Genomic DNA, 19,567 nt, shown 5'->3' with positions numbered 1-19,567 from the left:
ATCATAGGTCGGACCTCGGACGGCGGATCCTCGTCAGTGCGCCGAGAGCGGATCGCGGCAGCACCGCGGCGAACAGCCGGCGCGGGGCACCGGCGTCGGCGCGCAGGGCGGCGACGACGCGCGACGCGGCGACCCAGGCGGAGTCGCTGCCGCTCGCCTGCGGTGCGTACCGCACGCGTTCGAGCGTCCGGCGGAGTCCGCGGAGCTCGCCGCGCGCCTGCTCGTCGCCTCCGATCGCCTCCGCCACGAGAGCCTCCTGGGCCCGGGGCGTGCTCGTGGCGTCCACAGGAACGCCGAGATCCCGCGCACTCGCGAGGAGCTCCGACCATGCGGCCTCCGTCGAGCCCTCCGCGGAGGCCCGCCGTCTCGCGGTGCGCTGGACGACCCGCAGCAGCCAGGGCACGAGGAGCAGGAGCACGAGCAGGATCCACGCCGTGACCACCGGGGCCGACGCCGTCCCGGTCGCTCCGGCGGCTCCCGCAGCGGCGGAGGAGGTCGGCGCGGTCGCCGTGGGGGCGGCGCTCGCCTCGGGAGTCGCGCCAGGAGCGGTCGTGGCCGCGGCTCCCGGCGTGCTCGAACCGGTGGACGACGTCGCGCTCGGGAGCGTGTAGGACGCGGGCGCCCCGCGGCTGGGCGTCGGCTCGAACGGCAGCCAGCCGACACCCTCGAAGTAGAGCTCGGGCCAGGCGTGCAGATCGGAGGACATCACGCGGTAGCTGGTCAGATCGCTGGACTGCGACGGCACGACGGAGCCCGGCTGGTAGCCGATGGCGAGGCGCGAGGGGATGCCGATCTCGCGCGCCATGACCGCCATGGCCGACGCGAAGTGCACGCAGTAGCCCTCGCGGACCTCCAGGAACGCCTCGAGCACCCCCACCCCGTCGCCGTCGTAGCCCTCCTCGGCCGGGGTGTCCTCCGAGTAGGTGAACTCCGAGGATCGGAAGAAGGACTGCAGCGACCGGGCACGGTCGTAGGCGTTCGTGTCGTCGGCGGTCACCTCGGCCGCCGTGGTGCCGACGATCGCCGGCACATCGTCGGGGAGCGTCAGATACTGATCGACTCCGGTCGCCGCCGGGGCGTCGAGGAGCTGCTGCGGGTCGGGCTCGAGGCGCAGGGTCTCGACGTCGTAGTCGTCGCCGACGCGAGTGGTCGCGTCGCCGCGGATCGACCCGTCCTGGACGTCCTGCAGCCAGCCGTCGCCGACCCCGTCGAGCGCAGCGACGGGGTAGGGGACCGGGAGCCACTGGCTCCGGAGGGTCTCGATCGACACGTCGACCTCCTCCGTCGTGCGCGGGACGCTCTCGGCCAGGCCCTCCGGAGCGATCGGCGCGTCGATCGGAGCCGTCTCCTCCGTGTCGCTCGGTGCCCAGTTCTCGCCCTCGAAGTCGGAGACGGTGAGCACGCGCAGGTACACGGGCAGATCGGAGTCGGTCGCGTAGCGCAGGACCGTCACAGGGTCCGGCCGGCGCAGGTCGGCGCCGAGTGCCACCACCGGGTCGATCGAGCCGTTGAAGAGCGTCCCCGAGACTCCCGAGGACGCCGACGTCCGCACGTATCCGGCGGCCGATCCCGAGAGGATCGCCGCCGCGAGCACGACGACGCCGACCACGGCGATCGACGGAGCCGCCGAGGCGAGGGTGGGTCGGGGCCGCCGCTCCGGGCGGGCGCTGACCGCGAGGATCGCCGCGTAGACGAGCACCGTGACGACGAGGCTCGACCACGAGACCTCGGCCGGATCGATCACCGCGGGCACCGCGAGCAGGGCCGCCGAAAACAGGCCCGCCAGCGCCGGGAGGCGCACGGAGAAGGCGAAGAGGTCGGTCGCCCAGGCGAGCACCACGACCCCGCCGACGAGGAGGAAGGCGATGCCGTCGTCGGCGATGGCTGGCAGGCCCTGCTGCGCGATCGAGGTGAAGCCCGACTGGGCGAGCCGTTGCGCCTCCGCCACCGCGCCCGGGGTGGGGATGAGGAAGAGCAGAGCGCGGGAGGGAACGAACATCGCGGTCACGACCACGACGGCCGTGAGGCTCGCGAGAACCGGCGGGAGCACGGGATGCGCCCGGAGCGCGCGCGCCGCCGCCGGCACCGCGAGGACGAGCCCGACGGCGAGGGCGAGCTGGACGAGCCAGCCGAACCCGGTCAGCAGGCGTCCCGTCCCGGAAGCGGCGGCCACGATCGCGAGCCACAGCAGGACGGACAGCAGGACGGAGCCCGCGCGCGGGTCGCGATCGGGCCGGCGGGTCACGCGACCACCCGGAGCGCGAGGGCCTCGGCCCACGCCTCCTCGATCGGGGTGCGGGTCGAGACCGCGACCGCGTACCAGCCGAGGGCCGCAAGGGCGGCCTCCTCCTCCGGTGTGCCCTCGACCACGAAGGCGATCGCCGGCCTGGCCTGGGCGGCGAGGGAGGCGAGCGGGCCGAGGTCGTCCTCGCGCAGTCGGGAGAGCACGGCGAACACGGGCCGCACTCCCCCGGTCTCGCGCATCTCGCCCGCGATCCGTCCGACCGCCTCGACCGCCTCGGCCGCCGGCTCGATCTCAGCGAGGCGGAGGAGGACGTCGTGCGCGACCTCCCGCTCGTCCTCCGACCGGCCGAGCTCATCGGCCGACCCCGTCTCGACCAGGTGCGTCTCGAATCCACGCTCGAGGAGGTGCACGGCGAGGGAGGCGGTCATCGAGACGGCCCACTCGAGCCGGTCGTCCGCTCCGCGGCCGCCCTTGTCGAGCACGCGACTGGCCCGGGTCTCGAGCAGGATCCAGGCGTGCGGGTCGGTGTTCTGCTCGTCCTGGCGCACCTTGAGCTCGCCGGAGCGCGCGCTGGCACGCCAGTGCACCCGTCGCATCGCGTCGCCGGGGCGGTAGTCGCGCGGGATGACGTCGTCGGTACCGGCACCCGCGGTCGCGTGCGCCACCGGGCTGGATCCGCCGGCTCCGTGGGCGTCGAGCACGTCGCTCTGCAGCGGGACGGCGCGGGGGGTCACGACGAAGGGCTGCGCGGCACCCGCGACGGTCTCGCGGAGCGCGAGTCCGAGCGCGTCACCGCGCACCAGCCGCAGCGGACCGATGCGGTGGATGCCGCGACGACCGGCGGGGAGGCGGTACCGCGCCCGCACCCGGCTCGACCCGGTGCCGGCGGCCGGGACGGGCGGGAGGCCGAAGCCGCCGTGGGCGACGACGCGCCCCGAGGCCTCTCCGCGCTCGACCCGCTCCAGCCGGTCCTCCGCTCGGGCGCCGCCGCGGAGCGGACCGCCGCGGTTCTCGAGCAGCACATCGACGTCGACCACGTCGCCGACCGCGACGACCTGGGGGGCGAAGCGCCGCTGCACCTGGAGCACCGGCGCGCCGGCCGCGAGCGAGACGACGGCTCCGAGCGGCAGTCCGAGCAGCACGAGGCCGAGGAAGAGCAGCTCGCGGAAGCCGAGCAGCGGGGCGAGGACGATGGCCGCTGTCCCCAGGACGACGAACGCCCACCCGCGCAGGGTCAGGGCGACGCCCGCGAGGGCCGGGAGCGCTCCGATGCGCGTCGAGGGCGCCTCGCCCCCGTGAGGGTCAGGCGCCACGACCGCTGAAGGGCACAGGAGTGGAGGCGACGATCCGCTGGACGATCTCGGACACGGAGTGCGAGGCGCTCGTGCCCGATCGTCCCGGCAGGCGCGTCGCGGGCAGCAGACGGTGCCCGAGGACGGGGACGGCGAGGGCGTCGATGTCGTCGGGGACGACGAAGTCCCGGTCGCTGATCGCGGCCAGCGCCTTGGCCGCCGCTATGAGCTGGAGCGTGGCGCGGGGGCTCCCGCCCAGCCGCAGCTCGGGATCGATGCGGGTGGCCTGCATGATGGCGACGACGTACTCCTGCACCGGCGGCGCTACGTAGACGGACTGCACGTAGTCGATCATCCGCTCGAGCTCGTCGCGCGTCACGACCGGCCGCAGCTCCTCGAGCGGGCTGGCCGAGTCGCGGGTCCGGATCATCTCGAGCTCGGCGCGCTCGTCGGGGTAGCCGAGCGAGAGCCGGGCCATGAACCGGTCGCGCTGCGCCTCGGGGAGGCTGTAGGTCCCCTCCATCTCGACCGGGTTCTGGGTCGCCACGACGGCGAACGGCCGAGGGAGCAGGTGGGTGATGCCGTCGACCGAGACCTGCCGCTCCTCCATGCACTCGAGCAGGGCCGACTGCGTCTTCGGGGAGGCGCGGTTGATCTCGTCGCCGATCAGGACGTTCGCGAAGACCGGCCCCGGCTTGAACTCGAAGTCGCGGGTCGCCTGGTTGTAGACCGACACTCCGGTCACGTCCGAGGGCAGGAGGTCGGGGGTGAACTGGATCCGGGAGACGCTCCCGCCGACCGAGGCGGCGATCGACTTCGCGAGCACCGTCTTCCCCGTTCCCGGCACGTCCTCCATCAGGAGGTGGCCGCCCGCGAGGAACACCGTCAGGGCCATCGACACTTCGGCGTCCTTGCCGTCGATCACGCGGGTCAGGTTCGACAGGATCGCCGCGCAGTGCGCCGTGAACTCCTCCCGCGACATCGGCGACCCCGGTGCCGCACCCCGGGCGGAGAGGCCGACGGTGGAGGGGGTGGGATCGAGGGACGTCATAGTTGTGGATTCTCGCAGGGCAAGCCGGAAAACGGCTCAGGGTTCGCAGGGGTCTCCCGGGCGAGCGGGGCGCCCTATGCTCGGAACGGTGACCAGGATCATCGCCGGCTTCGCAGGATCCCTCACCCTCCGCGTGCCCCGCACCGGCACCCGCCCGACGAGCGACCGGGTCCGCGAGGCGGTCTTCTCGGCCCTCGAGGCGCGCGACGCTCTCGACGGTGCGACGGTCGTCGATCTCTACGCGGGTTCCGGTGCGCTCGGCCTCGAGGCCGCGAGCCGCGGCGCGAGCGCGATCGTCCTGGTCGAGCGCGATCCGAAGGCGGCGCGCACGGCCGGCGAGAACGCCCGAGCGATCGCGGCAGCGGCGGCGTCGAACCGGCTGCCACGGCCGAGCATCGAGGTCGCGACCGCATCGGTGCGCTCCTTCCTCGACAGCGCACCCGCGCTCAACGTCGACACGGTGTTCCTCGATCCGCCCTACGACCTGGGCGAGGACGATCTGGCCGCCGACCTCGCGGGCGTGCTCCCCCTGCTGCGCGACGACGCGGTCGTGGTCGTGGAGCGGAGCTCCCGCAGCCCGGAGCCTCGGTGGCCGAGCGGGCTCGCTCGCGAGAAGCGCAAGGACTACGGCGAGACCACGATCTGGTGGGCGTCTCCGGCGGACGACGGTGCGGCTCAGCCCGCCGCGCCGTCCCAGCCGAGGTAGGGGTCCCAGCCCCCTCGCTCCTCCAGGGCGGTGCCGTCGAGCCGCACCTCCGGCTCCCCCTCGCGCACGACTCCGAGCACCGTGAATCCCGGAGGCGTCGCGACGCCCGCGGGGAAGCAGGCGAGCATCGCGTGGTCCTCCCCTCCCCCGAGCACAAGCGTGCGGGCGAGCGCCAGGTCCACCCCGTCGACCCACGTCAGCGCCTCCGCGTGCGCGTCGACCGCGGCCGCGTCGAGGTCGATCACGACGCCGCTCGCCCGGGCGAGGCGCCGGGCATCGAGCACGACGCCGTCCGACACGTCCATCATCGCCGAGGCGGTTCCGCCTGCCGCGATCCCGGCCGCGATCGGTGGCGTGGGCCGCAGCTGCGCGTCCAGCACCTCCGGGAACAGCGTCCGCAGCTCACGGGCGAGCACCGCCGACGGCTCCCCCTCGGCCCTCGCCCGCTCGAAGAGGAGCCGGAGACCGAGGCCCGCCGCGCCGAGCGGGCCGGCCGCGGCGACGACGTCTCCCGGTCGGGCGCCGCTGCGCAGCACGGGCGCGCGGCCGTCGAGGGAGCCGAAGGCGGTGATCGCCAGAGTCAGCGTCGAGGAGGCGGAGAGGTCGCCGCCGACCACGGCGCACCCCGGCGCCATCGCCGAGCACCCGGCGGCGAGGCCGTCCGCGATGCCCTCGAGGACGTCGACTCCCAGATGCTGGGGAGCCGAGATGGCCACGACCATCGCGGTCGGCCGGGCGCCCATGGCGGCCACGTCCGAGAGGTTCGAGGCCGCAGCCTTCCAGCCGAGGTCGAACGGCGTCGACCAGGCGAGCCTGAAGTCGGGACCGTGCACCATCATGTCCGTCGTCACGACGAACCGGCCGTCGGGGGCGCGCAGCACGGCGGAGTCGTCGCCCGGCCCGACGAGCGTCTCCGATCCGGAGGCGGTGCCGAGCCTGTGCAGGACCCTCGCGAGGACCTCGCCCTCGCTGAGCTCGGCCAGGGTGGGGCTCGGATCCGGTGCCATGGTTGACACGCTAGCGTTGCGCCCGATGTCCTCCCGTCGCCTCCTCGCCCCGTTCGCCGCGATCGCGGCGGTTCTCCTGCTGTCCGGATGCTCGGCGACGGTCGCTCTCGAACCGGCCGCCGACGCGACGGACGTCGCCTGCGCCGAGGTCTCCGTCCGCCTCCCCGACGTCGTCGCCGAGCAGCCCGAGCGCGAGACGAACGCGCAGGGGACGGCCGCCTGGGGAACCCCGTCGGCGGTCATCCTGCACTGCGGAGTCGAGCCGCCCGGCCCGACGACCGACCTCTGCGTCTCGGTGAGCGGCGTCGACTGGGTCATCGACGAGACGCGGGCCGACGAGGACATCTACACGCTGACCACCTACGGTCGCGAACCGGCCGTCGAGGTCACGGTCGACCAGAGCCGGGCCTCGGGCACCTCGGCCGTCGTCGATCTGGCCAACGCCGTGTCGTACCTGCCGAAGACGGGCGAGTGCACCGACGTCTCCGACACCGACACCCTCGACCCCGAGGGCACGCCGACCGGCTGAGCCTGCGCGCCCTGTCCGCAGGCGCTCGTCCGATCTGCAGGCGTTACGCCGCTGAGAGCGTTCTCCTCCGCCTGAGACGGGCGGGGTCGCTGCGATCTCCTGCAGATCGCAGCGCGGCGAGCGGGATCCGCTCAGACGCCGAGCGACGCCCGCGCCACGCGCAGCGCCTGATCCGGCGTCGCACCCAGCGCCCGCGCCCGCTCGGCGAAGGCCGACGCCGCGAGCTGCAGCTCCCGCTCGACGCCCTCGACGCCGCCCGTGACCACGGTGCCTGCGCGTCCCCGCGTCTCGACGACGCCCGCGGCCTCCAGCTCCTTGTAGGCACGCGCGACGGTGCCCGGCGCCACCCCGAGCAGCTCGGCGAGGGACCGCACCGGAGGAAGGCGCGCGCCGACGTGCAGCCCGCCGGCCGCGACCCGCGCAGCGATCTGCTCGCGGATCTGCGCGAACGGCGCGACGGAGCCGCCCGGGTCGATCGTGATCCCGAGCGGAGCCTCGCTCACCGGACCGCCACCGGGACCCGAGCGAGCGCCAGGTCGATGAGCTCGCCGATCAGATCCGGGTACGCCACCCCGCTCGCCCCCCACATCCGCGGGAACATCGAGATCGGCGTGAAGCCCGGCATCGTGTTGATCTCGTTGACCACGAAGCCCTCGAGCGTGAGGAAGAAGTCGACGCGAGCGAGTCCCTCGGCGCCGATCGCCTCGAAGGCGCGCACCGCGAGCGATCGCATCTCGGCGAGCTCGTCGGCGGTGAGGTCGGCCGGGCAGATCAGGTCGACGCCCTCGGCCCCGAGGTACTTCGCCTCGAAGTCGTAGAAGCCGCGCCCCGACACGACGACCTCGCCGGCGACCGAGGCGCGCGCCGACTCGCCTGCGCGCGCGCCGAGCACCCCGATCTCGACCTCGCGGCCGACGATCGCGGCCTCGATCAGCACGCGCGAGTCGTGGGCGAACGCCTCCTCGAGCGCCGCGTCGAGCTGCGAGGGGTCGTCGACGCGGCTCACGCCGACGCTCGAGCCGGCGCGGGCGGGCTTCACGAAGACGGGCAGCCCCAGGTCGTCGAGGGCGGCGGAGGCGTCGCCGGGGTCGACGCGCCACTCCGCCTCGGTCACCGTGTACCAGGGTGCGACCGCGATGCCGGCGGCCCGCAGGACCGTCTTGGTGAAGTGCTTGTCCATCCCGAGCGCCGAGGCGAGGACCCCGGACCCGACGTACGGGAGGCCGATCAGCTCGAGGAGCCCCTGGACGGTGCCGTCCTCTCCCCACGGACCGTGCAGGATCGGGAACACCACATCGACGTCGCCGAGCGAGCGGACGGCGCCGTCGGCCCCGGCGACCGTGAGCTCGCGCGACAGGGCCGACTCCGGCCAGCGCACCCTCGAGCCGTTGTCGACGACCTCGGGCAGCGCCGCCGCGTCGAGGGCGAACTTCTCGGGGCGGTCCTCCTCGAGCACGAACGCGCCGTCCCGGGTGATCCCGACCGGGATCACCTCGAAGCGGTCACGGTCGATCGCCCGCAGCACCCCCGCCGCCGTTGCGCAGCTGATCGAGTGCTCGCTTGAGCGCCCCCCGAACAGAACGGCCACCGCGCGCTTGCTGGTCATCGAGGTTCCTCTCACCCTGTGGCTCGTCCGAATCCGTGGTCAGGTGCGGCGCGATGTCCTTCGGGTCGAGGGTACCGGCGAGCACCTGCGACACCTGCTGGACGATGGGCATGTCGACTCCCCTGGCACGGGCGAGCTCGAGCACCGGCGCCACGGAGGAGAGCCCCTCGGCGGTCTGCTGCATCGTCTTGACCACATCGGTGAAGCTGTAGCCCTGCCCGAGGAGGCGGCCCGCGGTGTTGTTGCGCGAGAGCGATGAGCTCGATGTGGCGATCAGGTCGCCGAGACCGGCGAGCCCCGACATCGTCTCGGCCTTCGCCCCGTAGGCGACCGCGAAGTCGGTCATCTCGGCGAGGCCGCGGGTCATGATCGACGCCTTGGTGTTCTCGCCGTAGCCGACCCCGTCGACGATCCCGATCGCCACCGCGATCAGGTTCTTCAGCACCCCGCCGAACTCGGTGCCGATCACGTCGGTGTTGACGAAGGAGCGGAAGTAGCGGTTGGTCGCCGCCAGCGCGACCTCCTGCGCCGTGACGAGGCTCTCGGAGGCGATGACCGCCGCGGTGGGCTGCTCCTTCGCGATCTCGAGGGCGAGGTTGGGCCCGGAGGCGACCGCGATCCGGTTCGGCGAGATCGGCAGCACCTGCGAGATCACCTCGCTCATCCGCTGGCCGCTCCCCTTCTCGACGCCCTTCATCAGGCTGATCAGGATCGTGCGCTCGGTGAGGAACGGTGTGATCGCCTCGAGGTTGCCGCGGAGCGTCTGCGACGGGATCGAGAGGTAGACGTGCTCGACCCCCTCCAGCGCCTCCTCGATGCGGGGGGTCGCCCGGATGTTGCGCGGCAGGTTGATGCCGGGCAGGTAGTCGCTGTTGCGCTTGGCCTCGGTGATCTCGCGCGCGAGCTCGGCACGGCGCGCCCACATGACGACGTCGGACCCACCGTCGGCGAGGATCTTGGCGAAGGTCGTGCCCCAGCTGCCTGCTCCGAGGACGGCGACGCGACGCGCGACCGGGATGGGCGTCGAGCGCCGCTCGCCCCTACTGCTCGGACTCAAAGCGCCCCGTCCCCTTCTGGTTGTGCTCGGCCGGGTTCCAGCGCTTCTCGGGCGCGGTCTCGCCGCGGAGCTCCTCGAGGAGCGCCGTGATCGCCGCCATGACGACCGCCGACGCCTCGTTCAGCGTGGCGGAGTCGAGGCTCCGGCCGCGGAAGGCCGACAGGTCGACGGGATCGCCCACCAGAACGTCGACCCGCTTCCGGCGGAAGAGGGTGATCTTCTTCGAGTAGCGGCCCATCAGCTGCTGGGTGCCCCAGTGCGCGACCGGGACGACGGGCAGGCCGTACTGGAGGGCCATCCTCACCGCGCCCGTCTTGCCGCGCATGGGCCACAGCTCGGGGTCGCGGGTGAGCGTCCCCTCCGGGTAGATGATCACCGAGCCGCCCCGGTCGACCAGCTCCTTGGCCGTCTTGAGCGGCTCGCTGCCGCGGACCGACCCGGCGCGCTCGACGGGGATCTGCCCGGAGGCGCGCAGGACGGCGCCGACGACGGGCACCGTGAACAGCGAGGCCTTGGCGAGGAAGCGCGGCGCACGACCGGCGCGCCAGAGGGTCCACCCCGTGATGAACGGATCGATCTCGCTGTAGTGGTTGGGCGCGAAGACGAACGCGCCGGAGCTCGGGATCTTGTCGATGTCGCGGACCCGCAGGTCGACGGAGGCGGTCATCGTGGGGATCACCGCTGCCGCGAGGAACCAGAAGATGGACGGACGGCTTCGTTCAGACACCCGCCCATCCTCGCATCCCCGGGCGGGCACCCCGACTGCCCGCGCCCGCCCGGGCATCCCCGGATCGACCGCACGGGTCGCGCCGGCGCCTACGCGTCGAGCGAGAAGTCGGCCCCGAGCAGCTCGAGCTTGGTGAGGAAGTTCTCGTAGCCGCGGCTGATGATGCCGACGTTCGAGACCGAGGAGGTGCCCTCGGCCGAGAGCGCCGCGATCAGGTGCGAGAAGCCGCCGCGCAGGTCCGGCACGACGATGTCGGCGCCGTGCAGCTTCGACGGACCGGAGATGACCGCCGAGTGCATGAAGTTGCGCTGTCCGAAGCGGCAGGCCTGCCCGCCGAGGCACTCGCGGTGGATCTGGATCGTCGCGCCCATCTCGACCAGCGCGTCGACGAAGCCGAAGCGCTGCTCGTAGACGGTCTCGTGCACGATCGACACGCCCTTGGCCTTGGTCAGCGCGACGACGAGCGGCTGCTGCCAGTCGGTCATGAAGCCGGGGTGCACGTCGGTCTCGATGATGACCGGCTTCAGCTCGCCGCCGGGGTGGTAGAAGCGGATGCCGTCCTCGGCGATCTCGAACGCGCCGCCGACCTTGCGGAAGACGTTGAGGAACGTCGTCATCTCCTGCTGGCGGGCGCCGCCGACGAAGATGTCGCCGTCGGTCGCGAGCGCCGCAGCCGCCCAGGAGGCGGCCTCGTTGCGGTCGAAGAGGGCGCGGTGGGTGTAGCCGGTCAGACGGTCGACGCCCTCGATGCGGATCACGCGGTCGGTGTCGACCGAGATGATGGCGCCCATCTTCTGCAGGATGTTGATGAGATCCATGATCTCGGGCTCGATCGCGGCACCCGAGAGCTCGGTGATGCCCGAGGCGCGGACCGCGGTGAGCAGCACCTGCTCGGTCGCTCCGACGCTCGGATAGGGCAGCGACACCTTCGCGCCGTGCAGGCCCTCGGGCGCCGACATCCGGATGCCGGAGGGCAGCTTCTCGACGATGGCGCCGAAGTTGCGCAGCACCTCGAGGTGGTAGTCGATCGGGCGGTCGCCGATGCGGCAGCCGCCGAGGTCGGGGATGAACGCCTCGCCGAGGCGGTGCAGCAGCGGTCCGCAGAACAGGATCGGGATGCGGCTCGAACCGGCGTGCGCGTCGATGTCGGCGAAGTGCGCCGACTCGACGTTCGAGGGGTCGAGGATCAGCTCGCCCACCTCGGGACCCTGCTTCACCTTGACGCCGTGCACCTCGAGGAGGCCCTTCACGACGCGGACGTCGCTGATGTCGGGCACGTCGCGCAGCGTCGACGCGGTCTCGCCGAGGAGCGCGGCCACCATCGCCTTGGTGACGAGGTTCTTCGCGCCCTTGAGCTCGATCCGACCCTTCAGCGGGCGTCCGCCGTGGATGGTGATCCGCTCGGTCGTCATCCCGACACGGGCTCCCGACGCCTTGGCATCCTGCAGCGCCGCCTTGGCGTCCTGGAGAAGTGTGTTCACGCTATTTCACCGGCAATGTCTTGGGCCGCCAGCTCTCGCGACGGGTCTCGAATTCGGAAATGAGCGCTTCGTCGCGCAGGGTCAGGCCGATGTCGTCCAGCCCCTCGATCAGGCGCCAACGAGTGTAGTCGTCGATCTCGAAGGAGAAGGTCTCGCCACCGGCGGTGACCGTACGGGCAACCAGATCGACCGTGAGTTCTATTCCCGGCTGCGCGTCGATGATCGCCCAGATGCGCTCGATGTCGTCCTCGGCGACCGCCGCGGCGAGCAGACCCTGCTTGCCGGAGTTGCCGCGGAAGATGTCGCCGAAACGCGAGGACAGCACGACACGGAAGCCGAAGTCGCGCAGCGCCCAGACCGCGTGCTCGCGGCTGGAGCCGGTGCCGAAGTCGGGCCCCGCGACCAGGATCTGCGCCCCGAGGAACGGCCCCTGGTTGAGGACGAAGCCCTCCTCCTGGCGCCAGCCGTGGAACAGCGCGTCCTCGAAGCCGGTCTTGGTTACCCGCTTGAGGAACACGGCGGGGATGATCTGGTCGGTGTCGACGTTGCTCCGCTTCAGGGGCGCGGCGATGCCGGTGACGGTCTCGAACTTGTCCATGATCAGGCCTCCACCAGTTCTCGAGCGGGCTCCAGATCGGACGGGCTGGAGAGGGTGCCGCGCACGGCCGTCGCCGCGGCGACCAGCGGCGAGACGAGGTGGGTGCGTCCTCCCTTGCCCTGCCTGCCCTCGAAGTTGCGGTTCGAGGTGGAGGCGCAGCGCTCGCCGGGCGCGAGCTGGTCGGGGTTCATCCCGAGGCACATCGAGCAGCCGGCGAACCGCCATTCGGCGCCGAAGTCGGTGAACACCTTGTCGAGGCCCTCGGCCTCGGCCTCGATGCGCACCCGCGCGGAGCCCGGCACGACCATGACGCGCACGCCGGGAGCCTTGGTGCGTCCCGCGATGACCGAGGCGAAGGCCCGGAGATCCTCGATGCGGGAGTTGGTGCAGGAGCCCATGAAGACGGCGTCGACCGGGATCTCCTTCATCGGGGTGCCCGCCTCGAGGTCCATGTACTCGAGCGCCCGGCGAGCGTTGGAGCGCTCGTTCGGGTCCTCGATCGCCTCCGGGTCGGGGACCGCCTGCGAGAGCGAGACGCCCTGGCCGGGGTTCGTGCCCCAGGTGACGAAGGGCTCGAGGGTGTCGCCGTCGAGGACGACCTCGGCGTCGAACTCGGCTCCCTCGTCGCTGGGCAGGGTGCGCCAGTAGGCGACCGCGTCGTCCCAGTCCTGGCCCTCGGGGGCGTGCGGGCGCCCCTTGAGGTAGGCGAACGTCGTCTCGTCGGGCGCGACCATGCCGGCTCGCGCGCCCGCCTCGATCGACATGTTGCAGATCGTCATGCGCCCCTCCATCGAGAGGGCGCGGATCGCGGAGCCGCGGTACTCGAGGACGTAGCCCTGACCGCCTCCGGTGCCGATCTTCGCGATGACGGCCAGGATGATGTCCTTCGCCGTGACGCCGTCCTTCAGGGTGCCGTCGACGGTGATCGCCATCGTCTTGAAGGGCTTGAGCGGCAGGGTCTGGGTGGCCATCACGTGCTCGACCTCGCTCGTGCCGATGCCGAACGCCATCGCGCCGAACGCGCCGTGGGTCGAGGTGTGCGAGTCTCCGCAGACCACCGTGATGCCGGGCATGGTCAGACCCAGCTGGGGGCCGACGACGTGCACGATGCCCTGCTCGACGTCGCCCAGCGAGTGCAGGCGCACGCCGAACTCGGCGCAGTTGCGACGCAGGGTCTCGATCTGGGTGCGGCTGGTGAGGTCGGCGATCGGACGGTCGATGCCGAGCGTCGGGGTGTTGTGGTCCTCGGTCGCGATGGTGAGATCGGGGCGGCGCACGGGGCGGCCCGCCAGGCGGAGCCCGTCGAAGGCCTGGGGGCTGGTCACCTCGTGCACGAGGTGCAGGTCGATGTAGATCAGGTCGGGCGTGCCGCCGTCGCCCTTGGCGACGAGGTGGTCGTCCCAGACCTTCTCGGCGAGCGTGCGGGGCCGCTCGCCACTCGGGTGTGCAGCGGCGTCGGTCGGACTGTCGTTCATGACGGTGGATTCTCTTCCTCAAGAAAGGTGGTCAGCCCACGAGAGACACCGCGACGAGAGAGGCCTGTCAGATCGAGGTCTCGTCGCGGCGGAGAAGAAGGAGCCGGCCGAACAGCATGGACCGAGCGTAGCACCGAGGCGACGGACGACCCCCGGCCTCGCGACGGCCTGTCGCGCGGTCGCGACGACTCAGGAGGTGACCAGCATGGCGATCAGAACGGCCGGCACCACGAGGAGCGCGGCCGCCCCGACGACGACCCCTCCGACGACGAAGACGGCCGCTCCGGCGGCTCCGGCCATGCCGACCAGCCCTCCACGTCGCTTCACCGGGACCGCCTCGTGCTCGAACCACTCGCCGTCCAGCGGATCGGGCGCCTCCTCGTCGCGTCGCGCCGCCTCCTCGAGTCTCTGCGGGAGCTCCGCGAGCATCCGGGCGGCGTGCGGCGACTCCGAGGCGAGTTCGAGCGGCTGCACGAGGGCGCGCTCGGCCAGCTCGAACGGATCCTCGTCGGTGCTGACCAGCGCCTGCTCGAACGCGTGCAGCTCCTCGGGGGCGGCGCCGCTCTCGACGAGGTAGCCCCAGCGGCCCGCCTCGATCAGATCGCCCGAGCGGCGGTAGAGCTCCGAGAGGAGGATGCGCGGATCGAGCCAGGTCGGATCGGCGGCGACGCAGCGCTCGAGCAGTGACACGGCACCGCGGACGTCTCCCTCTGCGAAGCGCACCTTTGCGCGATCCAGAGCTTCAGCGACATCCATCCCTCCAGTATGCCCATCCACAGCCGGGCTCTGGAGTTCTCGGGGGCACGAAGGTGAAACCCGTCCGGGGGTCACTTCGGGCGGGGAACGGTCGCGGCTCAGGCGCGCGGGTCGAGAACCGCGTCGACCACGACGACCGTGACGTTGTCGCGACCCCCGGCCTCGACCGCCTCGTGCACCAGGGACTGCGCGAGATCGACCCGGGCGATCCTGCCCGCGTCGCGCTGCTCGAAGAGGTCGGCGATCCGCTCGTCCGAGAGCTCCCGCGTCAGGCCGTCCGAGCAGAGGAGGTAGCTCGCCCGGGGCACGATCGGGAGCGTCCACACATCCGTCTCCACCTCGTCGTCGGCCCCGAGAGCACGCGTGACGATGTTGCGGTCGGGGTGCGTCTCGGCGAGCTCGCGGGTCAGCAGCCCCGCCGACACGAGCTCCTGGACCGCCGAGTGATCGACCGTGAGCTGCTCGATCCCGGAGCCGTCCCACCGGTACACCCGCGAGTCGCCCACGTTGAACAGCGCCCAGCGAGCGGGACCCTCGTCCGGCCGGACGAGCGTGAGGCCGGTGAGGGTCGTGCCGCAGAGGGCGCCGCCGACATCGAGACCCCTCACCGCGGCGTTGGCGGCCTCGACGAGGTCGAACACCGCCTCCACCGGTCCGATCGTCGCCGGTGCGTTCGCCCGGAGCGCCTCGACCGCGGTGGTGCTGGCGAGATCGCCGCGGGCGTGACCGCCCATGCCGTCGGCCACCGCCAGGACGAGGTCGTCCGCGAGGAGCGCGTCCTCATTGACCCGCCGCACGGATCCCACGTCGGTGCTGCTCGTCACCGACAGCCGCAGCACTCCCTGCGGCAGCTCGATCAGCGTCGGCGTCATCCCGGGGTCACTTGTCCTCGGCGCCCGTGCGGGTCGCGTCGCTGTCGGCCACGACCTCCGGGTGCCCGTCGTGGAGCTCGATGTGGCTGTGCTCGCGGCGCATCTTGAGCAGGCTCGCCGCGGTCGCGACGGTCATGCTCACGACGATCACGGCGAGCGACGTCCAGGTGTCGATGTCCCAGACCGGCACGGGCTCGCCCCCGTTGATGAAGGGGAGGTCGTTCTCGTGGAGGGCGTGCAGCACGAGCTTCACGCCGATGAAGGCGAGGATGAACGCGATGCCGTACTTGAGGTACTCGAGCTTGTCGATCAGGCCGCCGAGCAGGAAGTAGAGCTGGCGGAGCCCCATCAGCGCGAAGATGTTCGCCGTGAAGACGATGAACGGGCTCTCGGTGATGCCGAAGATCGCCGGGATCGAGTCGAGCGCGAACAGGAGGTCGGTCGAGCCGATCGCGAGGAACACGATCAGCATCGGCGTGAAGTAGCGCGTGCCGTCGATGGTGGTCCGGATCTTGGAGCCGTCGAACTCGTCCGAGATCTTCACGCGGCGCCGGAGGAGCCGGATGAGCAGGTTGTCGGTCCCCTCGCTCTCGTCCTCCTTGCCGAAGGCCTGGTTGTAGGCGGTGTAGACGAGGAACGCGCCGAAGAGGTAGAAGATCCAGCTGAAGCTCTCGATGAGCTGAGCACCGAGCAGGATGAAGACGCCGCGGAAGATCAGGGCGATGATGATGCCCACCATCAGCACTTCCTGCTGGTACTTCGGCGGCACCGCGAAGCGCCCCATGATGATGACGAAGACGAACAGGTTGTCGATCGAGAGGCTGTACTCCGTCAGCCAGCCCGCGAGGAACTGGCCCGCCGTCTCGCCGTCGCCCAGCACCAGCATCGCCAGAGCGAACAGCAGGGCCAGGGTCACGTAGAAGCCGACCCACAGGCCCGACTCCTTCAGGCTCGGCACGTGCGGTCGCTTGTAGACCAGCAGCAGGTCGGCGGCGAGGATCAGGCTCAGGACGACGAAGGAGCCGACCACGAACCAGACGGGCAGATCGATCATGGGCACTCGGCCTTTCGAGAGGAGGGTGGGGGTCCGGCGGTCGTGCCGGGATCGGTCTGTCACCCCGGACATCGGACCGCGGTCGCGGTCCGCGTCACCCGCACCGCCCCGGCGACGCGAGCCCGGAACGCGGCCTCGCGACGAGTTCTGCCGAGGGGTGCTGAAGCTGTGCCGAGGAGAGGCGGTCGCGCCCTCCTCGCGGATGCGATCCTATCGTCGCGCGCGGGCCGCGACCGGCGTTAAACGAGAAGAACCCCCGGTCAGACCGGGGGTTCTTCTCGTGTTGCCGTGGTGACCCCAGCGGGATTTGAACCCGCGTTACCGCCGTGAGAGGGCGACGTCCTAGGCCGCTAAACGATGGGGCCGCGTTTTTGCAACTCGAAGAGTGTCGCACACAGGCCGACACGGGTGCAAATCGGCGGCCGCCCGGGGCTCCGCTCACTCCGGTGCGCCTTGCACCGCGCGGGGGCCCGCGCTTAGCTCGGAGTCATGCGACTGACCAAGCTCGAGCACGCCGCCGTCCTCGTCGAGGAGGCGGGCTCCCGCCTCGTGATCGACCCCGGCTCCTTCACCCGCCCCGTGGAGGGGACGCCCGGCACGGTCGCGGTCGTGATCACGCACGAGCACGCCGACCACTGGACCTCCGAGCAGCTGGAGCGGCTCCGGGCGGCGAATCCCTCCCTCCGCGTCTTCGGGCCGGCCGGCGTGGCCGCCGCCGCGGTCGGCTTCGACGTCGAGACCGTCGCCGACGGGGACACGGTCGAGGTCGGGCCCTTCGAGCTCCGCTTCTTCGGCTCGCGTCACGCGGTGATCCACCGCTCGATCCCGGTGATCGACAACGTCGGCGTCCTCGTGAACGGGCGCTTCTACTACGCCGGCGACTCCTTCACCGTGCCCGAAGGCGTCGACGTCGAGATCCTCGCCGCTCCCTCCGGCGCCCCCTGGATGAAGATCGCGGAGTCGATCGACTACGTCCTCGAGCTCGCACCACGGCACGCGTTCGCGACTCACGAGGGCGTCCTCTCGGAGGCGGGTCAGAAGCTCGGCCACGACCGTCTCGGCTGGGCGACGCGCGAGGGCGGCGGCGAGTACCACGCTCTGGGCGCCGGCGACTCGCTGGGGCTCTGAGCGCACCACCGACGGGAGAAGGGACCCGAACGGAGGCCCCGCGGGTCATCCCCGGTCCTGCACTCCCCCACCACTCCACCCGGGTGCGTCGGAGGCGACGACGCTCGCCAGATCGGACCCGAACTCGAAAATCCACCGGGCGGAGTCGCCCGAGGCGAGCACGGCGGGCAGCCAGAAGCGCGCGTCGTCCCACATCGACGAGTAGGGCACGTCTGCGATCGGCACGAAGTCTGCCGCGAGCTCGCTGGAGGCGACGACGACGCCCGACCAGCGCCGGCAGACGAAGACGTGCGAGCGCTGACTCCACGCCGGGCGATGGGGGAAGTGGTAGTCGAGCCGGCCGCGCGGCTCGAGATCCCGCTCGTCGGCGATCAGCCCGACCTCCTCGGCGAGCTCCCGCACCGCCGCCCGCTCTGCGGACTCTCCCGGTTCGAGCTTGCCGCCGGGAGCGACGACCCGCCCCTGGCCGAGACCGCGGCGCTTCTCACCGAGCAGGACCTCGACTCCGCTCGGCGATTCGCGCAGCACGTACACGACGCACACCTCGGGGAGACCGCTCACCGGCACCTCCGCTCGCGGCGGCCGGGGGCCCGGAACCGCCGTCGTAGGCTAGCCGGGTGACGACGACCGCGCTCGAGCGCTTCCAGGCCCTGCTGCGGGTCGACACGGTGTCGCACTCCGATGAGACCGACACCGACTGGAGCCGCTTCCGCGTCTTCGTCGAACTGCTCGAGCAGCTCTACCCGGCCCTGCACTCCTCTCTCGAGCGCGAGATCGTCGCCGAGCACTCGCTCCTGTGGCGCTGGCGGGGAAGCGAGCAGGGCCACCCGTCCGTCCTGATGGCGCACTACGACGTCGTCAGCGTGACCCCCGAGGACTGGTCGAGCGCGCCCTTCGGCGCCGACACGGTGCTGCGGCCCGACGGGCGGACCTCCGTGATCGGCCGGGGCGCCCTCGACGACAAGGGCTCGCTGGTCTCGCTGCTCGAGGCCGTCGAGGCGGCCGTGCTCCGGGGCGAGCGCCCGCGACGCGACGTCTACCTCGTGTCGACCCACAACGAGGAGACCGCCGGCGACGGCGCTCCCTCGGTGGTGGCCCTGCTGGCCGCGCGGGGCGTCCGGCCGCGCTTCGTGCTCGACGAGGGCGGGAACGTGCGGCGTGGGATCCTGCCGGGGGTCACCACTCCGATCGCCGTCATCGGCGTGACCGAGCGGGGCATCATGAACCTCGAGCTGACCTGCCGCGATGTCGGCGGTCACGCCTCCGCTCCCCCGCCGCCCCCCGGAATGCTCGCGACCCAGCGGCTCGCGAGGGCCATCCACCGCCTCACCGAGAACCCCTTCCCCTCCACTCTCCCCGAGCCGATCGCCGAGCTCGTGCGCGCGGCCGCGCCTCACGCCGACGCCGCGCACGCAGTCTGGTACGCGCACCCCCACGAGCACCCGGAGTCGGTCATCGGCGCGCTCGCCTCGCACTCCAACCGGTCAGCGGCGATGCTGCGGACCACCGTGGCCGTCACCCAGCTCCGCGGGAGCACCGGGGCGAACGTCCTCGCGTCGACCGCGAGCGCGGTCGCGAACGTGCGGATCAACCCGGGCGGGACGGTCGCCGGAGTCGTCGAGCGCATCCGCGCGGTGATCGACGACCCGGAGGTGGAGGTCGAGGTGCAGGTGGCGCACGAGCCCTCTCCCGTCTCGCCGACCGGGGAGCCCGGCGACGGAGGACCCTACGACGTGCTCCGCGCCGTCGTCCGCGAGGTGTTCCCGGAGGCGATCGTCGCGCCCTACGTCCAGACCGGCGGCAGTGACGCCCGCCACTTCCACGCGATCAGCGACGGCGTCTACCGCTTCATCCCGTTCGAGATCAGCCCGCAGCAGCAGCTGGGCATCCACGGCGCGGACGAGTCGATCGAGGTCGACCAGTTCGAGCGCGCGATCGTGTTCTACGCGCGACTGCTCACCCGACTCTGAGCGCGGCGGCACC

Annotated in this window: 19 protein-coding genes and 1 tRNA gene; 4 read left to right on the top strand and 16 right to left on the bottom strand. The window is 71.9% G+C overall.

The genetic code is table 11. The annotated features are described in order from the left end of the window. Position 1: 1 nt before the first annotated feature. The 3 genes from B9Y99_RS05545 to B9Y99_RS05535 are packed head-to-tail and all read right to left on the bottom strand — an operon-like array spanning position 2 to position 4,588. A complete protein-coding gene (locus tag B9Y99_RS05545) occupies positions 2-2,245 on the bottom strand; it encodes a transglutaminase TgpA family protein (protein WP_085475542.1) in 2,244 nt (747 codons plus the stop codon). Beyond that, positions 2,242-3,558 carry a DUF58 domain-containing protein gene (locus B9Y99_RS05540; RefSeq protein ID WP_085475541.1) on the bottom strand — a complete coding sequence of 439 codons (1,317 nt, stop codon included), beginning with the start codon at positions 3,556-3,558 and terminating at the stop codon, positions 2,242-2,244. The genes B9Y99_RS05545 and B9Y99_RS05540 overlap by 4 nt, the downstream gene beginning before the upstream one ends. Continuing rightward, positions 3,548-4,588: an AAA family ATPase gene (locus B9Y99_RS05535; RefSeq protein WP_085475540.1), complete on the bottom strand. Its 1,041-nt coding sequence runs from the start codon at positions 4,586-4,588 to the stop codon at positions 3,548-3,550. The genes B9Y99_RS05540 and B9Y99_RS05535 overlap by 11 nt, the downstream gene beginning before the upstream one ends. Positions 4,589-4,676: 88 nt before the next feature. Between B9Y99_RS05535 and rsmD the strand changes: the two genes are divergently transcribed. Next, positions 4,677-5,294: a 16S rRNA (guanine(966)-N(2))-methyltransferase RsmD gene (rsmD, locus tag B9Y99_RS05530; protein ID WP_085476261.1), complete on the top strand. Its 618-nt coding sequence runs from the start codon at positions 4,677-4,679 to the stop codon at positions 5,292-5,294. Here the strand turns inward: rsmD and thiL are convergent. Further along, positions 5,264-6,301, bottom strand: coding sequence for a thiamine-phosphate kinase (gene thiL / locus B9Y99_RS05525; protein ID WP_085475539.1), 1,038 nt, complete (start codon positions 6,299-6,301; stop codon positions 5,264-5,266). The genes rsmD and thiL overlap by 31 nt on opposite strands. Before the next feature lie 25 nt (positions 6,302-6,326). On the opposite strand from thiL, the gene B9Y99_RS05520 reads away from it, so the two are divergent. Then, positions 6,327-6,830, top strand: coding sequence for a DUF3515 domain-containing protein (locus B9Y99_RS05520; RefSeq protein ID WP_085475538.1), 504 nt, complete (start codon positions 6,327-6,329; stop codon positions 6,828-6,830). Between the two features lie 131 nt (positions 6,831-6,961). Here B9Y99_RS05520 and B9Y99_RS05515 read toward each other — a convergent pair whose 3' ends face one another. The 11 genes from B9Y99_RS05515 to B9Y99_RS05465 form a co-directional block, all read right to left on the bottom strand. Then, on the bottom strand, positions 6,962-7,333 hold the full coding sequence (locus B9Y99_RS05515; protein ID WP_208856888.1) for a GntR family transcriptional regulator: 372 nt from the start codon (positions 7,331-7,333) through the stop codon (positions 6,962-6,964). After that, positions 7,330-8,436: a D-alanine--D-alanine ligase family protein gene (locus B9Y99_RS05510; RefSeq protein ID WP_085475537.1), complete on the bottom strand. Its 1,107-nt coding sequence runs from the start codon at positions 8,434-8,436 to the stop codon at positions 7,330-7,332. The genes B9Y99_RS05515 and B9Y99_RS05510 overlap by 4 nt, the downstream gene beginning before the upstream one ends. Further along, positions 8,333-9,493, bottom strand: coding sequence for an NAD(P)H-dependent glycerol-3-phosphate dehydrogenase (locus tag B9Y99_RS05505; protein WP_085475536.1), 1,161 nt, complete (start codon positions 9,491-9,493; stop codon positions 8,333-8,335). Before B9Y99_RS05505 ends, B9Y99_RS05510 begins: the two co-directional genes overlap by 104 nt. After that, on the bottom strand, positions 9,477-10,277 hold the full coding sequence (locus B9Y99_RS05500) for a lysophospholipid acyltransferase family protein (RefSeq protein ID WP_085475535.1): 801 nt from the start codon (positions 10,275-10,277) through the stop codon (positions 9,477-9,479). Before B9Y99_RS05500 ends, B9Y99_RS05505 begins: the two co-directional genes overlap by 17 nt. 32 nt (positions 10,278-10,309) lie before the next feature. Next, on the bottom strand, positions 10,310-11,632 hold the full coding sequence (gene murA / locus B9Y99_RS05495; RefSeq protein ID WP_085476259.1) for a UDP-N-acetylglucosamine 1-carboxyvinyltransferase: 1,323 nt from the start codon (positions 11,630-11,632) through the stop codon (positions 10,310-10,312). A gap of 70 nt (positions 11,633-11,702) precedes the next feature. Continuing rightward, complete coding sequence (gene leuD, locus B9Y99_RS05490; RefSeq protein WP_085475534.1) at positions 11,703-12,299, bottom strand: 3-isopropylmalate dehydratase small subunit; 597 nt, start codon at positions 12,297-12,299, stop codon at positions 11,703-11,705. A gap of 2 nt (positions 12,300-12,301) precedes the next feature. Then, a complete protein-coding gene (gene leuC / locus B9Y99_RS05485) occupies positions 12,302-13,774 on the bottom strand; it encodes a 3-isopropylmalate dehydratase large subunit (RefSeq protein WP_085475533.1) in 1,473 nt (490 codons plus the stop codon). Positions 13,775-13,963: 189 nt separating this feature from the next. Next, positions 13,964-14,530 (bottom strand): DUF6584 family protein, encoded by a 567-nt coding sequence (locus tag B9Y99_RS05480; RefSeq protein WP_129587905.1) that lies wholly within the window; start codon positions 14,528-14,530, stop codon positions 13,964-13,966. A gap of 98 nt (positions 14,531-14,628) precedes the next feature. After that, complete coding sequence (locus B9Y99_RS05475) at positions 14,629-15,402, bottom strand: PP2C family protein-serine/threonine phosphatase (RefSeq protein ID WP_085475531.1); 774 nt, start codon at positions 15,400-15,402, stop codon at positions 14,629-14,631. Positions 15,403-15,409: 7 nt separating this feature from the next. Continuing rightward, positions 15,410-16,456 (bottom strand): TerC family protein, encoded by a 1,047-nt coding sequence (locus tag B9Y99_RS05470; RefSeq protein WP_085475530.1) that lies wholly within the window; start codon positions 16,454-16,456, stop codon positions 15,410-15,412. A gap of 289 nt (positions 16,457-16,745) precedes the next feature. Continuing rightward, a tRNA-Glu gene (locus B9Y99_RS05465) sits at positions 16,746-16,821 on the bottom strand. Positions 16,822-16,945: 124 nt separating this feature from the next. On the opposite strand from B9Y99_RS05465, the gene B9Y99_RS05460 reads away from it, so the two are divergent. After that, entirely contained in the window at positions 16,946-17,584 is a 639-nt protein-coding gene (locus tag B9Y99_RS05460; protein WP_085475529.1) for an MBL fold metallo-hydrolase, read from the top strand. A 45-nt stretch (positions 17,585-17,629) separates the two neighbouring features. Here the strand turns inward: B9Y99_RS05460 and B9Y99_RS05455 are convergent, their stop codons facing one another. Then, entirely contained in the window at positions 17,630-18,145 is a 516-nt protein-coding gene (locus tag B9Y99_RS05455) for an 8-oxo-dGTP diphosphatase (protein ID WP_165759541.1), read from the bottom strand. Positions 18,146-18,201: 56 nt separating this feature from the next. Between B9Y99_RS05455 and B9Y99_RS05450 the strand changes: the two genes are divergently transcribed. Beyond that, positions 18,202-19,554, top strand: a complete 1,353-nt coding sequence (locus tag B9Y99_RS05450; protein WP_085475527.1) for a M20/M25/M40 family metallo-hydrolase — start codon at positions 18,202-18,204, stop codon at positions 19,552-19,554. Positions 19,555-19,567: the final 13 nt, after the last annotated feature.

The organism is Rathayibacter oskolensis (assembly GCF_900177245.1).
Lineage (GTDB): Bacteria > Actinomycetota > Actinomycetes > Actinomycetales > Microbacteriaceae > Rathayibacter > Rathayibacter oskolensis.
The sequence above is the reverse complement of the archived record's forward strand: the minus strand, read 5'-3'. Positions and strand labels throughout refer to the sequence as shown.